Below are 19,120 nucleotides of genomic sequence, written 5' to 3' on the forward strand. Positions count from 1 at the left end.
TCAGAGTACCGATATTTTCGTGCGCTCGGCGATCTTAGGCAGAGGCGGGGCCGCAAGGAAGCGGTCATGTAGCTCCTTGATAACTTTTGTCGATAGAGGAGACAGTACGCGCGGCGGCGCAGCCATGGTTTCTGCCGGCTTGGCATTCGCCACTTGCGGCTCGCTCTTCTTGGGCGGCGCGGGGAATGGCGGGGTTACACCCGGTATGGGCTTCAGTTCGATATTCTGATGCGCATAGGCCATCATGCGTTGCCAGGCCATGGCAGGCAGAACGCCGCCGGTCATTTCCTTCATCGGGGTGAAATTGTCGTTGCCGAACCAGACCGCCGCCGTGAAATTTCCGGTAAAGCCGACGAACCACGCATCGCGATAATTCTGCGTTGTGCCGGTTTTGCCGCCCACCCGCGTCATCGGCAATGCCGCGCGGCGTCCAGTGCCGCGTTCAGGCACTTGCACCAGCATGGAATTCATTTCGAGTGCAGCTTTCTCCGACAGTGCCCTGTGCGGCTTCGGGGCATCGCGCCCGAAATCCCACAGCACCTTGCCCTCCGACGAAACGATCTGTGTGAAGGCGTGACGGTTGCCGGCCATGCCCGCATTTGGAAACACGTTGAAGCCGGTGGCCTGATCCATCACCGTCATTTCCGATGTGCCGAGCACCATGGTCTTGTGTGACGAGATCGGCGATTCCACGCCCATCGCCTTGGTCAGGGCAACAATTGGAGCTGTGGTCAGATAATCGCGCGCCAGTCGCACCGGTACGCTGTTCAACGAGCGGACAAGTGCCGTCGTCAGGTCCACGCGACCGGCAAAGCTGCGGCCATAATTGCGCGGTGACCAGTTGCCCCAGCTAATTGGAGCATCTGAAACGATGGTGCTGGGCGTCAGGCCCTTTTCCATCGCTGCCGCGTAGACATAGGGCTTGAAGGACGAACCGGCCTGCCGCAATGCCTTGGTGGCGCGGTTGAACTGGCTTTCGCCGTAGTCCCGCCCGCCAACAAGCGCACGGACGGACCCGTCATTGGCAATGACCACGGTCGCAGCTTCTGCAGCATTATAATCCTTGCCGAACTGGCGCAGATGATACTCCAGTGATTCCTCTGCCGCCTTCTGCAGGTTGCGGTCGAGCGTCGTGCGCACGATCAATGTGTGCTGTGGAATTTTGGCGGCGACCTTTTTCACCTCCTCGAAAGCCCAGTCGAGGAAGTAATCCGGGCTCTCATTCTTGGCGCGGTCGATGACGCTTGCCGGATGACGGCGTGCAACGGCCACTTGTCCGTCGCTCAGGAAGCCGCTTTCAACCATGTTGGAAAGCACGACATTGGCACGCGCACGCGCTGCGGGCAGATTGACATGCGGCGCAAACTTGGCGGGCGCCTTGAAAAGGCCGGCCAGCATCGCGGCTTCTGCCAGCGAGACATCCTTCACGCTTTTGCCGAAATAGAATTCCGAAGCGGCAGCAATACCGAAGGTTCCTCCGCCCATATAGGCGCGGTCGAGGTAAAGCTGCAGGATTTCCTTCTTGCTGAGATTGCTTTCCAGCCAGAGCGCGAGGAAGGCTTCCTTGATCTTGCGTTCGATGGTGCGCTCGTTGGAGAGAAAAAGGTTCTTGGCAAGCTGCTGCGTGATGGTCGAGCCGCCTTGCACGACACCATTGGCGCGCATGTTCTGGCTGAGTGCGCGGGTCAGGCCCCAGAAATCAATGCCGTAGTGGTCGAAGAAGCGCCGGTCCTCGGTGCCGAGCACAGCCTTGATGACGTGATCCGGCAATTCGTCGATGGGCACGGCCTGACGATGCAGAATGCCGCGCTGGCCGATTTCATTGCCGTAGCGATCGAGGAAGGTAACGGCATAATCGTCCTGCGCGCGCCAGTCCTTCTTGGTTTCCTCGAAGGCAGGCAGGGCGAGGACGAGCATCAACACCGCACCGCCAACGCCGAGCGTAAACCCTTCATCGAGAACTTCGACCACGAAACGCCGGAAGCCGCGCACGCGAAAACGCCGTGAGAAAATGGTGATATTTTCCCACCACTCGCCGAGATTGTAGCGCAGGCTGTAGAGAGTGGAATCGATCCATGCGTCAAGCCCGATCAGGCGCGACGCCCTGAAGGGTTTGCGCTTCTCGCTTTCGGGGTCTTTATCTGCCGTTTTACGCATGAACACTGACTTCGGCATGGTTGGTTTCGGAGAAAGGCGAAATTACCGTTCCATCATAGCAGATAAATAAGCCACACCTCATGTGAAATGGTTAAGGCGCTCGCAGCTTTTTGGCGTCAGGAATAAAATCAATTATAGGAAAATAATCCTTGACTGCGTAACGCTGCTTTGCTAGGTTTCATATACAATCAAAGAGTTCTGACTAATCAGGTTTATCTCCCTTCGACGCATGCAAACATCACCCTGAAAAGCTGTGGAGGCTTTTCAGGGTGATGTCTTTTGAGGCCACTGGTCGAGGATAAAGTTTTTGCCGCAAAAATCGTAATGAGACATTGGCCAATTTGGGTCTTCTTCTCTTTGGACAACGAAAAGATGATCTCGCGCCGCGCCGCAAGTGCAACAAAACTCCCGATTAAACTCATGAGGCGGAGTTCAGTGGGGCAGTACACTTGCGGAGTAGTTTTCATAGACAGAAAAAATGCGATGCGGTTGGCATCTGGGTCTGCAACATGAAAGGAAACCATCATGATTGACCTTAAGGATGCAATATTTACCTCTGAGGTTACGTGGATCTGGTTCGCCAAGATGGCGGGTGCAATGGCAGGCTCTTTTATGTCGCTCGCCTATATGGCTCCGCGAGGAAAGCGAGAAGCTGCGATCCGTTTCGCGGTCGGCGTGATCTGTGGCATTGTTTTCGGTGGCGCAGCAGGCGTCAAGATTTCAGAAGTATTGGCTCTTGGAGGATTGCTTGGCCGGGAGGAACTGATGTTGATAGGATCCGCGGTTACAAGCTTGGCGGCGTGGTCGGTTCTCGGGGTTTTTCAGCATTTGTCCGAACGACTGAAACATGCGCCTATACCCGGGCTACTTCCTGAAGAAAAAGAAACGATGACGAATCCTGACGATGGATGAAATCGTAAAATACTGTTCTCGGTGTTCAAGGGGAGTTTGGCAGCCACCTTTCGGGAATCAAGTGTCCCCCCTAGCTGTTTTGCTATAGAGGAAGCAAAAAGCAGTCAGACCTAGACACTTGCCGATATGTCAGAAGACAGACCGATCTCGTCCATGGCATTCCTGTTTAGTGTTGTATGGGTCTGGGCAAGGAACGGACATGTAGATTCAGTCGTCCTCCGCATGTCGACAATAATTCCCCAGAAAGAAAGGCTCATTGGTTGAGATAGAGGATGGCCTTGGTCGATCCTGGTTCAACTGGTTTCGTTTCGTTTCGTTTTTTAATCATTCTCTAGTGCTTCCGGAACCGCAACCGTCTTGATCGATCAGGATGCTTTAACGGATATTCTGCTACAACAGGTGACCGCAATTGTCGGAATTGTTACGGTAATCGGTCGTATAGAAGGCACTTCACGCATTTCATAATTTCACAAAGCGTGATAGTCAGGGGCTGAATTTTCCTTTGGGCCCGGAAGAGGAATGGTTGTTCATGCATCGTTCAGCTGTGGGGCGCTATATAAGGCGGCATGATGAAACAAAATTCTGCACTCAAAGTTTTCGCGCTTCTAGCGGTTAGTATTGGCTTGCTGCCGGTCGATGCCGGTGCCTTGCCGATGACTGCGCCGCAGAAATCCAATCTCATTGTCGCTGCCGCCGGAGATTGTGCGGCGGTCGGCGAACAGGTGGCTGCCCAGCAGGGCGGCCAGCTCGCCAAGGCAACCGCTGCGACTCAGAACGGCCGCCCCGTGTGTGTGGTTGTGGTGCTTGTGCCGGGCCGCGATGGCGAGCGTCCGCGCCGCGTTGAAGTGGCCGTTCCCGCTCAATAACAACAGCTTTACCGCTGTTATACATGAATTGAGGGGAGAATGTCCGCTTGCGTATCCTGATAGTTGAAGACGACAAGGACCTGAACCGGCAGCTTTCCGAAGCGATGGCTGCTGCCGGTTATGTGGTCGACCGCGCCTATGACGGCGAAGAAGGGCATTATCTCGGCGATACCGAGCCTTATGATGCCGTGGTGCTCGACATCGGCCTGCCGAGCATGGACGGCATCAGTGTCGTTGAGCGCTGGCGGCGCAGCGGGCGTGCCATGCCCGTTCTCATCCTCACCGCCCGCGATCGCTGAAGCGACAAGGTAGCCGGTATCGACGCCGGTGCCGACGACTATGTGGCCAAACCTTTCCATATCGAGGAAGTGCTGGCGCGGCTACGCGCCCTTATCCGCCGTGCTGCGGGTCACGCTTCGTCGGAACTCGTCTGCGGGCCGCTCTATCTCGATACGAAAACGTCGAAGGCAAGTGTCAACGGCGTTGCCCTCAAGCTCACCTCACACGAATACCGGCTTCTGTCCTATCTGATGCACCATATGGACGAGGTGGTCTCGCGTACCGAACTGGTCGAGCATCTCTACGATCAGGATTTCGACCGCGATTCCAATACGATTGAAGTCTTTGTCGGCCGTCTTCGCAAAAAGATGGGTGTGGACCTGATCGAGACGGTGCGCGGCATGGGCTATCGCATCCGCTCCGGAGGGGAGATTGAGAGCGAAACGAAAGGCAACGACAGCTGAAGCTTCTTCGCGTCTTTCCTCCCTTGCGTTCGCTCGCGGTCCGCGTCGTCACGCTTTCGACGATCTGGGTCATCGTGGCGCTTGTGGTGGTGGCCACTTTCATCGGGTCACTGTATGGCGATGCGGCACGCAGCAATTTTGAACGCCTGTTGACTGCTCACCTGTTCAGTCTGGTCGGTGCGATCAGCACGTCGGGTCAAGGCGTGCTGCAGGGACGTCCGGAACTGGGAGAATTGCGCTATTCCAGCCCGCTCTCCGGCTGGTACTGGTCTGTCGATCCCGTCACGCCGAACCTGACCGGAAAGCTGCAATCGCCGTCGCTCATCGGGCGCATCGTGCCGGAAATGCCGATCACGCAGGCACCGTTCGACAGCTCCTTCATGCGCAGCTACACCTTGCCCGGCCTCAACGGCGAGGAGCTTTTTATCGTTGAGACCGAAGTGGTGCTGGATAATGCCAATCGCATTGCGCGTTTTCGTGTCATGGGCAATCTCAGCGAGGTCCTGAAGGAGATAACCGATTTCAGAACCAGCCTCACGACCTATCTGGCGATCTTCGGTATCGGCAGTATTCTCATTAATGCCGCTGTGATTCTGTTCGGCCTGCGTCCGCTCGACAAAGTGCGTCTGGCGCTGGCTGATATTCGCGAGGGGCGCTCGTCAAAGCTCGACGCATCGCTACCTGTCGAAATCGCGCCGCTCGCAACCGAAATGAACGCGCTCATCGAGAACAATCGGCGCATTGTCGAGCGTTCGCGAACACAGGTCGGCAATCTAGCACATTCTCTCAAAACTCCTCTTTCCGTGCTGGTCAATGAAGCACGAAACATGGGTGGCGAACACGGACGCATCGTGCAGGAACAAAGCGAGGCGATGCAGGTGCAGATACAGCACTATCTGCAGCGCGCGCGCATCGCCGCGCAGCGCGACAGTGTCGTGTTTCGCACACCCGTGACGCCGGTTCTCGAACGCATGCAGCGCGTAACGGCGAAACTCAATCCCGCTTTCAGCGTTACCTTCAGGAATGATCTGCCAAGCGCCGTTTTTGCCGGAGAGCAGGAAGATCTGGAAGAGGTCGTCGGCAACCTGCTGGAGAACGCGGGCAAATGGGGCCGCAAACGCATCAATATCAAGCTTGCCCCTTTTTCTGGGGAGCAACGACAATTCGAAGTCCTGATAGAAGATGACGGACCGGGTCTGGCGCCCGACAAGATCGAAGCGGCGCTGAAGCGCGGCAGCCGCTTCGATGAAACGAAACCGGGAACCGGGCTCGGGCTGGCAATCGTGCAGGATACCGTTCGCGAATATGGCGGTAATCTGCATCTGGGCAAGAGTTCGTTCGGCGGATTGGGTGTCCGGGTCGTGTTGCCGCTGACGGAAGATTGACGGTTGTTTTTGGCCGAAAGCCAACTAGAAGATTAAATTGAAAAAGCCACATGCCGATATAGTGTGCATGCTAATTGTTTATGAAGGCCGGTTGTTATGATGATGGTATCCAGGTTTTCTCACCCAGTTTCAGTTGCTTCGACGATGCTTGCCGTGGCGCTCGCATTGTCGGCCTGCGGCACGACGAGCAAGGGCACAGGTCTCGGTTCGCTGGGCGGTGGTTCTACGGCGCAGAAGCCGGAAACAAGCCTGTTGACGCCGCTTGGCAACGGTCTGCTCGGCAACTCCGCAAATCAGTTGAATACAGCCGACCGCAAGAAGGCGCTTGAGGCGGAATATCGCGCGCTTGAATATTCGCCGGCAGGCAAGGCCGTATCCTGGAGCGGCAGCGGATCGAACTCCGGCGATGTGACGGCGGCACAGCCCTATCAGGTGGGCTCTCAGAATTGCCGCCAGTATTCGCACAGCTTCACCATTGGCGGATCGCAGCAGACTGCGCGCGGAACGGCATGTCGCAATCCGGACGGTAGCTGGACACCGCTGACCTAAACTCCAGCGTCTTGCCTTTGCGGCGAATTGCCCTAGTCAGCAACTTACTGCAGGTAGTAGTTGGTTTTTCCCTTGGCTGCGCTTAAGTCGTAGCCATGGGATTCTGGCTTATTGCAGCACTACTGACATTGGCAGCCACTCTGGCTGTTTTGTTGCCTCTCGCGCGGCGCAAGCAGGCATTCTTGCCCGCTGAAAAGAATGACCTTGAGGTCTATCGGGATCAATTGCGCGAGGTCGAAGCCGACGCTGCACGCGGCATGATCGACCCGCAGAGCGCCGAACAGGCGCGCATCGAAATTTCGCGTCGCATTTTGAATGCTGAAAAGTCAGGCAAGGAAGCTGCGGAAGCCGCAAGCAGGGCTGCACCAGGCCGATTGCTGGCTTTCATTGCGGTCCTTGCCGTGCCGCTGATCGCCTGGGGCATCTATCCGCTTTTCGGCAAGCCGGACATGCCGTCCATGCCGCTCGCCGAACGGCTTTCGGCCAGTGCGGATCGCGGCTCTGTCGATGAGCTTGTGGCGCGTGCCGAAGCGCATCTGGCGCAAAATCCGGGCGATGTGCTTGGATGGGATGTGCTGGCGCCGATCTATCTACGGCTTGGTCGTGCCACTGATGCCGTCAATGCATACCGCAGTTCCATTCGCATTGCCGGTGAGAATTTCCCGCGTGTTCTGGGATTGGGTGAAGCACTGGCAACCGCTTCGGGTGGCACCGTGACCGCCGAGGCAGAAGGCTTTTTCAAGAAAGCTGCCGATCTCGAACCAAATGATGTGCGTCCGCAGTTCTATCTTGCACAGGGCGAAATGCAGGATGGTCGGATGGATATGGCCGCCAATCGCCTCCAGGCGTTCCTCGACAAGGCACCCGCCGATGCGCCGTGGCGCGGTCAGATCGAACAGGCTATCGCCCGGCTTCGTAACCCTGCTTCCGGTAGCGACCAGCAACCGAAAGGGCCTACAGCAGACGATGTCGATGCCGCTTCGTCGCTCAGCCCGGAGGACCGGCAGGCGATGATCGAAGGCATGGTTCAACGTCTTGATGAAAGTCTTCGCCAGAATAGTGGGGATGTCGAAGGCTGGAAGCGTCTCGTGCGCTCCTATATGATCCTCAACCGTCGCGATGCAGCGCTGGACGCTCTCAATCGTGGCATGACAGCCCTTCAGGGCGAAAGCCGGACGAACTTGCAGAGTTTCGCCGCCGGTCTTGGACTGGAAACAGGGAACGCACAAAAATGAGCGCGACCGCAGACGACAATGCACGAGGTACCAAACCGGCGGGTAATTTTGCCCGGACCGTTAGCCAGAGAAAGCGCAAGCGCCTGTTCCTGATCGGTGGCGCACTGGCGGTTCTGGCCATAGCGGTCGGACTGATGCTGATGGCCTTCAGTCAGGACATTCGCTTCTTCCGTACGCCTGCCGACCTGACGGAACAGGATATGGCCTCCGGCTCGCGGTTCCGCCTTGGTGGTCTCGTTGAGGAAGGTTCCGTCAGCCGCGAGGGCAGCGAACTGCATTTCACGGTGACGGATACGATCAAGACTGTGAAAGTCGTGTTCGAAGGCATTCCGCCTGATCTCTTCCGCGAAGGGCAGGGCGTTGTCGCCGAAGGGCGTTTCGGAGACGATGGTGTTTTCCGCGCCGACAATGTGCTGGCGAAGCACGACGAGAATTACATTCCCAAGGATCTTGCCGACAGCCTGAAGGAAAAGGGCGTCTGGGAAGGCAAATAGAAATTATGGCATTTCCAGCAAAAGTGTGAAGCGGTTTTGCGTTTGGAAATGCTTAAAGCGAATAGTTAGGGCATTCCATATCGGACCCGTGGTCCGGCAGGGTGCTTGATGGAGATTGCAGATGAGTGTCGAAATCGGCCATTTTGCTCTGGTTCTGGCGCTGGCACTGTCGATTGTCCAATCGATCGTGCCGGTGGTCGGCGCGCATCGCCGGGATACGCAACTCATGGCCGTCGCCGTGCCGACGGCAATTACAGTCTTTGCGCTGATCTGCCTTGCATCGGCCGTGCTTGTCCATGCCTATGTCGTGTCGGATTTCTCGGTTCTGAACGTGGTCGAGAACTCGCATTCCCAAAAGCCTCTCCTTTACAAGATCACCGGCGTCTGGGGTAATCACGAAGGTTCGATGCTGCTGTGGGTGTTCATTCTCACCTTCTTCAGTGCGCTGGTGGCTGCATTTTCCGGCAATCTGCCTGAAACGCTCCGCGCCAACGTTCTTGCCGTACAGGGCTGGATCGGCGTCGCATTTCTGGCATTCATCATCTTCACCTCGAACCCGTTCACCCGTATTTTCCCGGCTCCAATGGAGGGCGGCGATCTCAATCCCATCCTTCAGGATATTGGCCTCGCGATCCATCCGCCGCTGCTCTATCTCGGCTATGTCGGCTTTTCGGTATGCTTCTCCTTTGCCGTGGCGGCACTGATCGAGGGGCGTCTCGATGCCGCGTGGGCGCGCTGGGTTCGTCCGTGGGCACTCGTGGCCTGGATGTTCCTGACCGGCGGTATCGCGATGGGTTCCTACTGGGCTTATTACGAGCTTGGCTGGGGCGGCTGGTGGTTCTGGGATCCGGTAGAAAACGCCTCGTTTATGCCGTGGCTGGCCGGAACCGCGCTGATGCACTCGCTGGCGGTTACAGAAAAGCGCGGCAGCTTTAAAGCCTGGACCGTGCTGCTGGCGATCGCGACGTTCTCGCTTAGCCTGCTCGGCACCTTTCTGGTGCGGTCCGGGGTGCTGGTTTCGGTGCATGCCTTTGCCTCCGATCCGGCGCGCGGGATGTTTATTCTCGCTTTTCTGATCATCGTGATTGGCAGCTCGCTGCTGCTCTATGCGCTGCGCGGCGGGCAGGTACGCAGCCGCGTGCAAAGCGAAATCTGGTCGCGGGAATCGTTTCTGCTGGGCAATAACGTGCTGCTGATTGCGGCAATGCTGGTGGTGCTGCTCGGTACGCTGCTGCCGCTGGTGCATAAGCAGCTGGGGCTGGGCAGTATTTCAGTGGGAGAACCCTTCTTTAATACCCTGTTTAGCTGGCTGATGGCGCCGTTTGCGCTGCTGCTCGGTATTGGTCCGCTGGTACGCTGGCGGCGCGATGAGCCGCAGAAACTGTGGAAGCGGCTGAGCGCCGGGCTGGTGGTCACGCTGCTGCTTTCTGTTCTGCTGCCGTGGCTGCTGGAAGATCGTATCGAAGCGATGACGGTAACCGGCCTGCTGATGGCCATCTGGGTCACGCTGCTGACGCTGATGGAGCTGCATGAGCGCGCGACGCACCGGCATAGCCTGCTGAAAGGATTGCGTCATCTGTCGCGCAGCCACTGGGGCATGGTGCTGGGGCATCTGGGCGTGGCGGTAACGGTGGTGGGCATCGCATTCAGCACCCAGTACAGCGTTGAGCGCGATGTACGGATGAAGGCGGGCGACAGCATCGATATTCATCGCTACCACTTTGTATTCCGCGACGTGCATAACCTGCAGGGCCCTAACTACAGCGGCGGCGTGGCGATCATTGACGTGACCCGTGATGGCAAACCGGAAGCTGAACTGCGGGCGGAAAAACGCTTTTATACCGCGGCGCGCACCATGATGACCGAAGCGGCGATCAGCGGCGGGTTTACCCGCGATCTCTATGCGGCGCTCGGCGAAGAGCTGGATAACGGCGCCTGGGCTGTGCGTCTCTACTATAAACCCTTTGTCCGCTGGATCTGGTTTGGGGGACTGTTTATGGCGGCAGGCGGCCTGCTCTGCCTGCTGGATCCGCGTTATCGCGCGCGGAAAAAAGTTGCGCGTGAGGAGCGGGCATGAACAAAAAAATTCTTTTTATTCCCCTGGTGCTGTTTCTGCTGCTGGCGGCGGCGCTGCTGTGGCAGCTGTCGCGCAATGCGCAGGGTGACGATCCCTCCCGGCTGGAGTCAGCCCTGACGGGCAAGCCGGTGCCGCAGTTCAGACTGGAAGCGCTGGATAAGCCGGGCAAAATCTACAGCCAGCAGATCCTTACCGATGGCCAGCCGCTGCTGCTCAACGTCTGGGCGACCTGGTGTCCGACCTGCCGCGCTGAGCATCACTATCTGAACCAGCTGGCAGAGCAGGGCGTGCGCGTGGTCGGTCTCAACTATAAAGATGATCGTACCAAAGCGATAAACTGGCTTAATACGCTGGGCAACCCCTACGCCCTGAGCCTCTATGATGGCAACGGCATGCTGGGACTCGATCTCGGTGTGTATGGTGCGCCGGAAACCTTTCTGATCGACGGCCACGGTATTATCCGTTACCGCCACGCCGGCGATATGAACGAGCGCGTCTGGAATCAGGAAGTTAAACCGCTGTGGGAAAAATATAGCCGTGAGGCAGGAGCATGAGCAGGCTGCTTGTCGCCCTGACGGGGCTGCTTCTTGCGCTCAGCGTGCAGGCCACCACGGATACCCTGCAGTTTGCCTCGCTGCAGCAGGAGGATCAGTATCGTGCGATTACCGCCTCGCTGCGCTGCCCGAAATGCCAGAACAACAGCATCGCAGATTCAAACGCCATGATTGCCGCTGATATGCGCCTGAAAGTCTATGAGCTGATGCAGCAGGGCAAGAGCCGGCAGCAGATAGTGGATTACATGGTGGCGCGTTACGGTCACTTTGTCACTTACGATCCACCGCTTACCCCCTCGACGCTGATTTTATGGGCCGGTCCGGCGCTGTTTGTGCTGCTGGGTGGCGGGGTGATCCTGCTGCGTAACCGCCGCGTGCGTGAGCCGGGTGAACTGAATGATGATGAACAACAGCGCCTGGCGGCGATTCTGGAACGTAACGGGAAGCCGTAATGACCGCATTTTGCACGATTCTGATAATTTTACTGACGGCTGCGGTGGCGCTGTTTTTGGCTGCGGGATGGCGCCAGCGTGAATACCATGCTGACGAACGCGACCGTCTTAACACCGCCTTTTACCAGCAGCGCCTGCGCGAGCTGCAGCGTGATGAAACGGAAGGCGTGGTAGCCAACCGGGCGGAGATGGAGCGCGATCTGCAGCAGATGCTGCTGACGGACGTACCCGACGGGCAGACTCTCCCGGCGCGGCAGAGCAGCCGCTGGATCCTGCTGCCGGGCGTGATCCTGCTGCTGCTGGTGACAACCGGGGTCTATCTGCAAACCGGCGGCTACGCACAGCTCGCGGGCTGGCTCGCCGTTCAGCGTGACTATCCGGCGCTGCGCGCGCGCGTGATGGACCCGGCTGCAAAGCCGCTGACGATGGAGGAGCTGGCGCGCCTGCAGCTGGGCCTGCGCACGGCGCTGCAGCAGACAAGCGGCAGCGCCGATGAGTGGGCGATGCTGGGGCGGCTTGGTATGGTGCTGAACAATGCGACTGCGGCCGGGCAGGCGTTTGAGCGCGCCCTGCAGCGCGCACCCGGCAATCTGGAACTGCAGCAGGATTATGCGGAAGTCCTGACACGCTCCGGCGATCCGCAGGATAACCGGCAGGCGGGACTGCTGCTGCATGCGCTGCTGAAGCGCGACAGCACGAATCTTCGCACGCTTAGCCTGCTGGCATTCAACGCGTCCGGGCAGCAGAACTATACTGAGGCGATCGATGCGTGGCGCGCCATGCTGGCATTACTGCCTGCCGGCGATCCGCGCATCACGCTGATTCAGCGCAGCATTGAACAGGCAAAAACCGATGCCGGACAGCAGGCGGTTGCGCTGAGCCTGACGGTAAAGCTGTCGCCGCAGGCAGAAAAAATGTTGCCGCCGGACGGAGTGTTGTATATTTCTGTATCTGACGGTGTTTCACCGGTGCCCGTGGCCGTTAAGCGCCTGCCGCTTAGCCACTTTCCGCTATCGCTTACGCTGGATGACAGCAACGCTATGATGCCCGATCGCCTGCTTTCGGCGCAGCATCAGGTTCAGGTCAGAGTGCGCATTGCCCGCGACGGCAGCGCAAATCCTCAGGCCGGGGACTGGTTCGGGATCAGTGCTATTACCTCGTGGGAGGGTCACCAGCCGCTGACTGTTGAGATTAATCAGCAGCAGCCCTGAAGCGCTACATTTATTATCCGCACAGGGAGAAGAACATGAATAACCGCCTGACCAGTCTGGCACTGGCCAGTTTACTTCTGGTGGGATGCGCCAGCTCAAAACCGGCAGATGATGCCGCCCCGGCGCAGCGCAGCGATCCGCTGGAAGGGTTTAACCGTACGATGTTTAACTTTAATTACAACGTACTTGATCCCTGGGTGGTGCGCCCGGTGGCGGTAGCCTGGCGCGATTATGTGCCGGTACCGGCACGTACCGGCGTCAGCAATTTTCTGGGTAACCTGAATGAACCAGCCAGTATGGTTAACGCTATTCTGGTGGGCGAGCCGCGTCAGGCCGGGATCCACTTCACGCGTTTCTTCCTGAATACCGTGCTTGGCCTGGGCGGTTTTATCGATGTTGCAGGCAAAGCGAATCCGGTGCTGGCGCGCGAGGTACCGCATCGCTTTGGCAGCACGCTGGGACGTTATGGCGTTGGCTACGGCCCGTATGTCGTACTGCCTGGCTACGGCAGCTTCACCGTACGGCAGGATGGCGGTGACTATGTGGATACGCTCTATCCGGTACTCAGCTGGCTCACCTGGCCGATGTCGATCGGTAAATGGGCGCTGGAAGGGGTGGAGACACGTGCTCAGCTGCTGGACTCCGACGGGCTGCTGAAACAGCAGCAGGATCCTTACTCCTTTATCCGCAATGCCTATTTCCAGCGTAACGATTTCCTGGCCAGCGGCGGCAAGCTGAAGCCGGAAGAGAATCCAAACGCCAGCGCGATACAGAATGATTTGCAGGATATCGACGCGCCGTAAAAAAAAGGGCAACCCACCGGGTTGCCCTTCTTATTTATGCAACCGCAGTCATCAGAACTTATAGTTAAAGCTCGCACCGTAGAGCCAGGCTTTGCCTTCAGAATTAAAGGTATAAGGGGCTTCATTAACGGTAACGTGCTGACCATGCATATAAGACACGCCGACATCCACTGACGCTTCAGGCGTAAAGGCGTAAGACGCACCGGCACTCAGCCACAGGCGATCCTGGTCCGGAATAGAAATAGAACGTTTATCGGCCGGAACCGGGCTGTCATCGAAGGCGATACCGGTACGGAAGGTCCAGCGATCGTCATAGAAGTAGGTCGTACCCAGCGCAATGCGATAGGCATCTTTAAAGCTTTCATCTTTCTGGAACAGCGTCTGACCACGGCTGCCGGTCGCTTTCAGCTCCTGGAACTGGCTCCAGCTGGTGTAGGCAAGGCTGTAGTGCACTGCCCACTGTGGCGCAACTTTATGCCAGCCGGACACTTCCCACATTTCCGGCAGGTTCAGTGTCAGGTAGCCGGGCACCGTTGAGCCGCCGGTACCGCCAAACGCCGCCGGAATATCATTTTTATAGTTGCCGTCAAAGTCGACTTTTACCTCAGAGCGATAGGTAAAGCCGAAACGGTTATTTTTATCCACTTCATACAGCACGCCGGCGTTCCAGCCATAGCCCCACTCATTGCCTTTGAGGTGCGCGACCTGCAGGTCTGACGGGAAGCCCACTGCCGGGCCGGCTTCACCGGCATAACGCTCGATTTTGGCACGGGCGTAAACCGCATCAAAACCAACGCCCACGCTCAGATGCTCGTTCAGCCGATACGCGGTGCTGAGATTAAGGTTGGCGGTCATCAGGTCGGTTTTGCCGCCGTAGCCCCCTGCGGCATAACCGTTGTTAAACTCTGTGGCCAGGCCATAGTTTGACGTTGCTGACGCGCCCACCCACCACCGATCGGTAAGTGGCTGAACGTAGTGAATATTGGGCACCCACTGATTAGGCGCAATGTTATTGGCATCCAGGCTGTTGCCGGTTAGCGGGCTGCGGCCACTAATATCCACTTCAGGATCGATATAGACCGCGCCGATCGAGAACATCGGGCTCTCCATCAGCGCCATGGTGGCGGGGTTGCGACTGGCCGATGCTGCTGTGTCACCCATCGCGCCTTCACCTGAATAAGCGCGACCTAATCCAATTGCTGAGAATTCGTTAAGTTGAAAGCCTGCGGCGTAAACCTGGGAGGAGACGAGCGCCACTGCAGCTGCCACAGCTGACTTTGCAAACAGGTTCTTATGGTTCATGACCACAACCTCATCAAAATTATTATTAAACGTTGTCACGTCGCGTAACAAAGGACGGCGGATTGTAGGGACTGAGACTAAACAGACATATCAGACCAGTGCGACGAGTATAGGTCTGACCTGTGTGTAAGTTGCAATAATGTTTTTCAAATATTACAGACTTGATCGATAAAATCAGATCTGCTTAACAATTTCTTTATGCTGCGCCGTCAGCATACCGGCTCAGATTTGTTTTGGATCAAATTTTATTGTGATATTCGTCACTTAGCGACGCAATCATAGAGTAAAACGGCCCGCAGGCGTACACTTTCTGACAGAAAATCACCCCAACAGCGCCCGCTTTTTATCCGGAGAAACTTCATGAGTCATACCATTAATAACTGCAGAGCCCGCGAGACCGCAGCCTGCTGCTGTGTGGATACAGGTATCGTGATTGATAACAGTGACTGCAGCGCCCGCTGGTCAGCACTGTTTCCCGATCGTCAGGCTGCCGAAGCGAAGCTGGCCGCGCTGACGGAGAAAGCACAGCACACCGCTTCTGAACCCTGTCAGATAGCATCGCATTTTATCTCAGAGCCGGATGGCATACGCCTGAACGCTGAATTTACCTTTGCCTGTCAGGCTGAAGCGCTGATTTTTCAGCTCGCCCTGCGTTGATCCTGCCGCCGTCGGCCAGCGACGGCGAATTGCCATTTTCGTGTTTTTCCTCGCACTTTTTTCTCTTTGCTATTGGCGCGCAGTCGCCGGATGGTTAACACTGACGATCAGGTCAGACCTGTCTGGCAATGGTGTCAGATCGTCGGTTACAGGGGAAAATAATGAGCAGAGCGCAGCCATTGCTGACGCGTCAGGGCGAACGTATCGCGATTACTCACGGGCTGCGTACGCCTTTTGCCCGTCAGGCGAGCGATTTTCACGGCATTCCGGCGCTGGAGCTGGGGCGTATGGTGGTCAGCGAACTGCTGGTGCGCAGCGAACTGCCGGTTGAAGTCATCGATCAGCTGGTGTTTGGCCAGGTGGTACAAATGCCTGAAGCGCCAAATATTGCGCGCGAAATTGTGCTGAGCAGCGGGCTGAGCGTACACACGGACGCCTACAGCGTCAGTCGCGCCTGTGCGACCAGCTTTCAGGCCGTTGCTAACCTTGCTGAAAGCCTGATGGCGGGCACCATTGATGCGGGTATTGCCGGCGGCGCCGACTCCTCCTCCGTATTACCGATTGGCGTCAGTAAAACGCTGGCGCGCGCGCTGGTGGATCTTAACCGGGCGCGAACCTTACCTAAAAAGTTGCAGATCCTGCGGCGTCTGCGCCCGCGCGATCTGCTGCCGGTGCCACCTGCTGTAGCAGAGTATTCAACCGGTCTGCGCATGGGGGATACGGCTGAACAGATGGCTAAAACGTACGGCATCACGCGTGAGCAGCAGGACGCGCTGGCGCTGCGCTCACACCAGCGTGCCGCGCAGGCCTGGCAAAGCGGCGTACTGCAGCAGGAAGTGATGCCCGCCTTTGTGCCGCCGTGGAAAGCACCGGTTGAGCAGGATAACACCATCCGTTTTAACGCCAGCGCGGCAGATTACGCCAGACTGCGGCCCGCTTTTGACCGGCGTCATGGCTCGGTCACCGCGGCAAACAGCACGCCGCTGACCGACGGCGCGGCAGCGCTTATCCTGATGCGTGAAGGGCGCGCCCGCGAACTGGGGATTGCGCCGCTGGGCTACCTGCGCAGCTACGCATTTACCGCTATTGGTGTGCATACCGATATGCTGCTGGGGCCAGCTTACGCCTCGCCGCTGGCGCTGGATCGCGCGGGCGTTACGCTGAATGACTTAACGCTGATTGATATGCATGAAGCCTTTGCCGCGCAGACGTTAGCCAACCTGAAACTGTTCAGCGATGACCGCTTTGCGCGTGAGGTACTCAACCGGCCACAGGCACTGGGCGAGGTTGATGACGCCCGTTTTAATGTGCTGGGCGGCTCCATCGCCTACGGGCATCCGTTTGCCGCCACCGGTGCGCGCATGATCACCCAGACGCTGCATGAGCTGCGGCGTCGCGGCGGCGGGCTGGGGCTGGTCACCGCCTGTGCAGCGGGAGGCTTAGGTGCCGCAATGGTTCTGGAGGCTGAATAATGCAGAATACCGCGTTTGAATTAACCCTGCGTCCGGATCATGTTGGTGTGATCACCATTGATGTGCCGGGTGAAAAAATGAATACCCTGCGCGCTGAGTTTGCTGCGGAGATCCGTGCGGTCATAGCCGCAGCCCGTCAGCATCCGCAGCTGGCAGGTCTGATACTGATTTCCGGTAAAGCGGACAATTTTATTGCGGGTGCCGATATCAGCATGATTGACCGCTGTGATTCACCCGCTGAAGCTCAGGCGCTGGCAAAGCAGGGCCAGGACGTGATGGCGGAAATCGCCGCGCTGCCGTTTCCGGTGGTGGCGGCAATTCACGGTGCCTGTCTGGGCGGAGGGCTGGAGCTGGCGCTGGCGTGCGACGCCCGCATCTGTTCGCTGGATGAGAAAACCCGCCTCGGGTTGCCAGAAGTGCAGCTGGGCCTGCTGCCCGGTTCCGGCGGTACGCAGCGGCTGCCTCAGCTGATCGGGGCGGAGCAGGCGCTGTCGCTGATGCTGAGCGGTAAAGCACTGCGTGCCCGGCAGGCGCTTAAGCTGGGCCTGGTGGATGATGCCGTGCCGCACGCTATTTTGCTGGCAACAGCAGTGGCGCGCGTACATAAAGGAAAAGGCGCAGCGCGTCCTCTGCCACAGCGGGCACGTTTTACACAGAGCATCGTAGGCCGGCCGCTGCTGTTTGCGCTGGCAAAGCGCCAGACGGATAAAAAAACGCACGGCAACTACCCGGCGACTGCGCGTATTTTGCAGGTGGTGCGCACCGGGCTGGAGCAGGGCAGTCAGGCAGGACATGAGGCCGAGGCGCAGGCGTTTGGCGAACTGGCGCTGACGCCAGAGTCTGCGGCGCTGCGCAGCCTGTTTTTCGCGTCCACCGCGCTGAAAAAAGCAGCTGCGACAGAGGGGGAGGCGCGCACGCTGCAGCAGGTGGGTGTGCTGGGCGGGGGGCTAATGGGCGGCGGGATCGCCAGCGTGACGGCGCTGAAGGCGGGACTGCCGGTGCGCATCAAAGATATCCAGCTCAGCGGGGTCAATCACGCACTGCGCTACAGCTGGGATCTGCTCACGAAGAAAGTCAGACGGCGTCAGCTGAAACCGGCAGAGCGGCAGCAGCAAATGGCGCGCATCAGCGGCGGCACCGACTATCAGGGCTTCAGCCAGCGCGATGTGATTATTGAAGCGGTATTTGAAGATCTCGCGCTGAAGCAGCAGATGGTGGCGGAAATTGAACAGCACTGCCAGCCCGACACCATTTTTGCTTCGAATACGTCTTCGCTCGCTATTGGCGATATTGCCGCGCAGGCACAGCGGCCGCAAAACATCATCGGGCTGCACTACTTCAGTCCGGCAGATAAAATGCCGCTGGTGGAGGTGATCCCGCACGCCGCGACGTCAGCTGAAACGCTGGCTACCACGCTGCGGCTGGCGCAAAAGCAGGGGAAAACCGCGGTAGTGGTGGCGGATCGTCCGGGTTTTTACGTAAACCGCATTCTCGCGCCTTATATTAATGAAGCATTACGCTGTCTGCTGGAAGGTGAACCGGTTGAACACATCGACCAGGCGCTGGTAAAAGCGGGTTTCCCGGTAGGGCCATTGCAGCTGCTTGATGAAGTGGGCATCGACACAGGCAGCAAAATCAGTCCGCTGCTTGAGCAGGCGTATGGCGCGCGCTTTGCTGCACCGCAGGCTGCGGTTGATGCCATTCTCGCTGACGATCGTAAAGGACGAAAAAACCGCAAAGGGTTTTATCGCTATGAGAAGAGGCGCTGGCCCGGCGCGCGTAAAGCGGATCACAGCCTCTATACGCTGCTCGCTATCAAGCCGGAGGCACGTCAGAGTGAACAGCAGATTGCTGAACGCTGCATGCTGATGCTGTTGAATGAGGCTGCGCGTTGCCTGGATGAATCGGTGATCCGTTCGGCACGCGATGGTGACATTGCTGCCGTATTCGGCATCGGTTTTCCGCCTTTCCTTGGCGGACCGTTCCGCTATATGGATCGATACGGCAGCGCTGCGCTGGTGCAGAAACTGACGGCACTCGCACAGCAGTACGGCGATCGCTTTACCCCGTGCGAGGCGTTGCTGAAACGGGCAGAACAGGACGCGCATTTTTACATTTAATCACGTTCGGTAAGAGCAGTGCAGATTCAGCCGCTTAGCACAGCAGGCGCACGATACGTCAGCCGGTAGCGTTTTAGCGGGCGCTTATTTAATGAGCAACCGGTTGACTATACTGAAGGCATTGGGGTAAA

Annotated in this window: 19 protein-coding genes; 16 read left to right on the forward strand and 3 right to left on the reverse strand. The window is 57.9% G+C overall.

Annotated elements, in window-relative coordinates; all coding sequences use genetic code 11:
- Entirely contained in the window at positions 1–2,175 is a 2,175-nt protein-coding gene (locus B3041_RS14365) for a penicillin-binding protein 1A (protein WP_151663393.1), read from the reverse strand.
- Between the two features lie 194 nt (positions 2,176–2,369).
- Positions 2,370–2,684: a hypothetical protein gene (locus tag B3041_RS14370; RefSeq protein WP_029925312.1), complete on the reverse strand. Its 315-nt coding sequence runs from the start codon at positions 2,682–2,684 to the stop codon at positions 2,370–2,372.
- On the opposite strand from B3041_RS14370, the gene B3041_RS14375 reads away from it, so the two are divergent.
- From B3041_RS14375 to mlaA, 13 genes are all read left to right on the forward strand, one after another.
- Positions 2,683–3,069, forward strand: coding sequence for a DUF6107 family protein (locus B3041_RS14375; protein WP_151663394.1), 387 nt, complete (start codon positions 2,683–2,685; stop codon positions 3,067–3,069). The genes B3041_RS14370 and B3041_RS14375 overlap by 2 nt on opposite strands.
- A gap of 566 nt (positions 3,070–3,635) precedes the next feature.
- The gene (locus B3041_RS14380) at positions 3,636–3,935 is read left to right on the forward strand and encodes a hypothetical protein (RefSeq protein WP_292976128.1); all 300 of its coding nucleotides are present in this window, start codon (positions 3,636–3,638) and stop codon (positions 3,933–3,935) included.
- 47 nt (positions 3,936–3,982) lie between these two features.
- The gene (locus tag B3041_RS14385; protein ID WP_292976131.1) at positions 3,983–4,234 is read left to right on the forward strand and encodes a response regulator; all 252 of its coding nucleotides are present in this window, start codon (positions 3,983–3,985) and stop codon (positions 4,232–4,234) included.
- Positions 4,235–4,276: 42 nt separating this feature from the next.
- Complete coding sequence (locus B3041_RS14390) at positions 4,277–4,678, forward strand: response regulator transcription factor (RefSeq protein WP_292976134.1); 402 nt, start codon at positions 4,277–4,279, stop codon at positions 4,676–4,678.
- Positions 4,679–4,701: 23 nt separating this feature from the next.
- Positions 4,702–6,063, forward strand: coding sequence for an ATP-binding protein (locus B3041_RS14395; protein WP_210341990.1), 1,362 nt, complete (start codon positions 4,702–4,704; stop codon positions 6,061–6,063).
- Positions 6,064–6,159: 96 nt separating this feature from the next.
- Complete coding sequence (locus B3041_RS14400; protein ID WP_151663395.1) at positions 6,160–6,612, forward strand: hypothetical protein; 453 nt, start codon at positions 6,160–6,162, stop codon at positions 6,610–6,612.
- 95 nt (positions 6,613–6,707) lie between these two features.
- A complete protein-coding gene (ccmI, locus tag B3041_RS14405) occupies positions 6,708–7,847 on the forward strand; it encodes a c-type cytochrome biogenesis protein CcmI (RefSeq protein WP_151663396.1) in 1,140 nt (379 codons plus the stop codon).
- Entirely contained in the window at positions 7,844–8,341 is a 498-nt protein-coding gene (gene ccmE / locus B3041_RS14410; protein ID WP_151663397.1) for a cytochrome c maturation protein CcmE, read from the forward strand. Before ccmI (B3041_RS14405) ends, ccmE begins: the two co-directional genes overlap by 4 nt.
- A gap of 121 nt (positions 8,342–8,462) precedes the next feature.
- Complete coding sequence (locus B3041_RS14415; RefSeq protein WP_292976145.1) at positions 8,463–10,418, forward strand: heme lyase CcmF/NrfE family subunit; 1,956 nt, start codon at positions 8,463–8,465, stop codon at positions 10,416–10,418.
- Positions 10,415–10,972 (forward strand): DsbE family thiol:disulfide interchange protein, encoded by a 558-nt coding sequence (locus B3041_RS14420; RefSeq protein WP_292976148.1) that lies wholly within the window; start codon positions 10,415–10,417, stop codon positions 10,970–10,972. Before B3041_RS14415 ends, B3041_RS14420 begins: the two co-directional genes overlap by 4 nt.
- Positions 10,969–11,424, forward strand: a complete 456-nt coding sequence (locus B3041_RS14425; protein WP_292976151.1) for a cytochrome c-type biogenesis protein — start codon at positions 10,969–10,971, stop codon at positions 11,422–11,424. The genes B3041_RS14420 and B3041_RS14425 overlap by 4 nt, the downstream gene beginning before the upstream one ends.
- Positions 11,424–12,635, forward strand: a complete 1,212-nt coding sequence (gene ccmI / locus B3041_RS14430; RefSeq protein ID WP_292976154.1) for a c-type cytochrome biogenesis protein CcmI — start codon at positions 11,424–11,426, stop codon at positions 12,633–12,635. Before B3041_RS14425 ends, ccmI (B3041_RS14430) begins: the two co-directional genes overlap by 1 nt.
- A gap of 35 nt (positions 12,636–12,670) precedes the next feature.
- On the forward strand, positions 12,671–13,438 hold the full coding sequence (gene mlaA, locus B3041_RS14435) for a phospholipid-binding lipoprotein MlaA (RefSeq protein ID WP_065648794.1): 768 nt from the start codon (positions 12,671–12,673) through the stop codon (positions 13,436–13,438).
- A gap of 51 nt (positions 13,439–13,489) precedes the next feature.
- On the opposite strand, the gene fadL is transcribed toward mlaA, so the two are convergent.
- Complete coding sequence (gene fadL, locus B3041_RS14440) at positions 13,490–14,740, reverse strand: long-chain fatty acid transporter FadL (protein WP_065650435.1); 1,251 nt, start codon at positions 14,738–14,740, stop codon at positions 13,490–13,492.
- 360 nt (positions 14,741–15,100) lie between these two features.
- Here fadL and B3041_RS14445 point away from each other — a divergent pair, with 360 nt between their 5' ends.
- The 3 genes from B3041_RS14445 (at position 15,101) to fadJ (ending at position 18,989) form a co-directional block, all read left to right on the forward strand.
- Complete coding sequence (locus B3041_RS14445; protein WP_292976158.1) at positions 15,101–15,397, forward strand: YfcZ/YiiS family protein; 297 nt, start codon at positions 15,101–15,103, stop codon at positions 15,395–15,397.
- Positions 15,398–15,558: 161 nt separating this feature from the next.
- Positions 15,559–16,869, forward strand: a complete 1,311-nt coding sequence (gene fadI, locus B3041_RS14450) for an acetyl-CoA C-acyltransferase FadI (RefSeq protein ID WP_292976161.1) — start codon at positions 15,559–15,561, stop codon at positions 16,867–16,869.
- Complete coding sequence (fadJ, locus tag B3041_RS14455) at positions 16,869–18,989, forward strand: fatty acid oxidation complex subunit alpha FadJ (RefSeq protein WP_292976164.1); 2,121 nt, start codon at positions 16,869–16,871, stop codon at positions 18,987–18,989. The genes fadI and fadJ overlap by 1 nt, the downstream gene beginning before the upstream one ends.
- Positions 18,990–19,120 lie beyond the last annotated feature (131 nt).

The organism is Pantoea sp. UBA4549, from assembly GCF_002387285.1.
Taxonomy (GTDB): Bacteria; Pseudomonadota; Gammaproteobacteria; order Enterobacterales; family Enterobacteriaceae; genus Pantoea; species Pantoea borealis.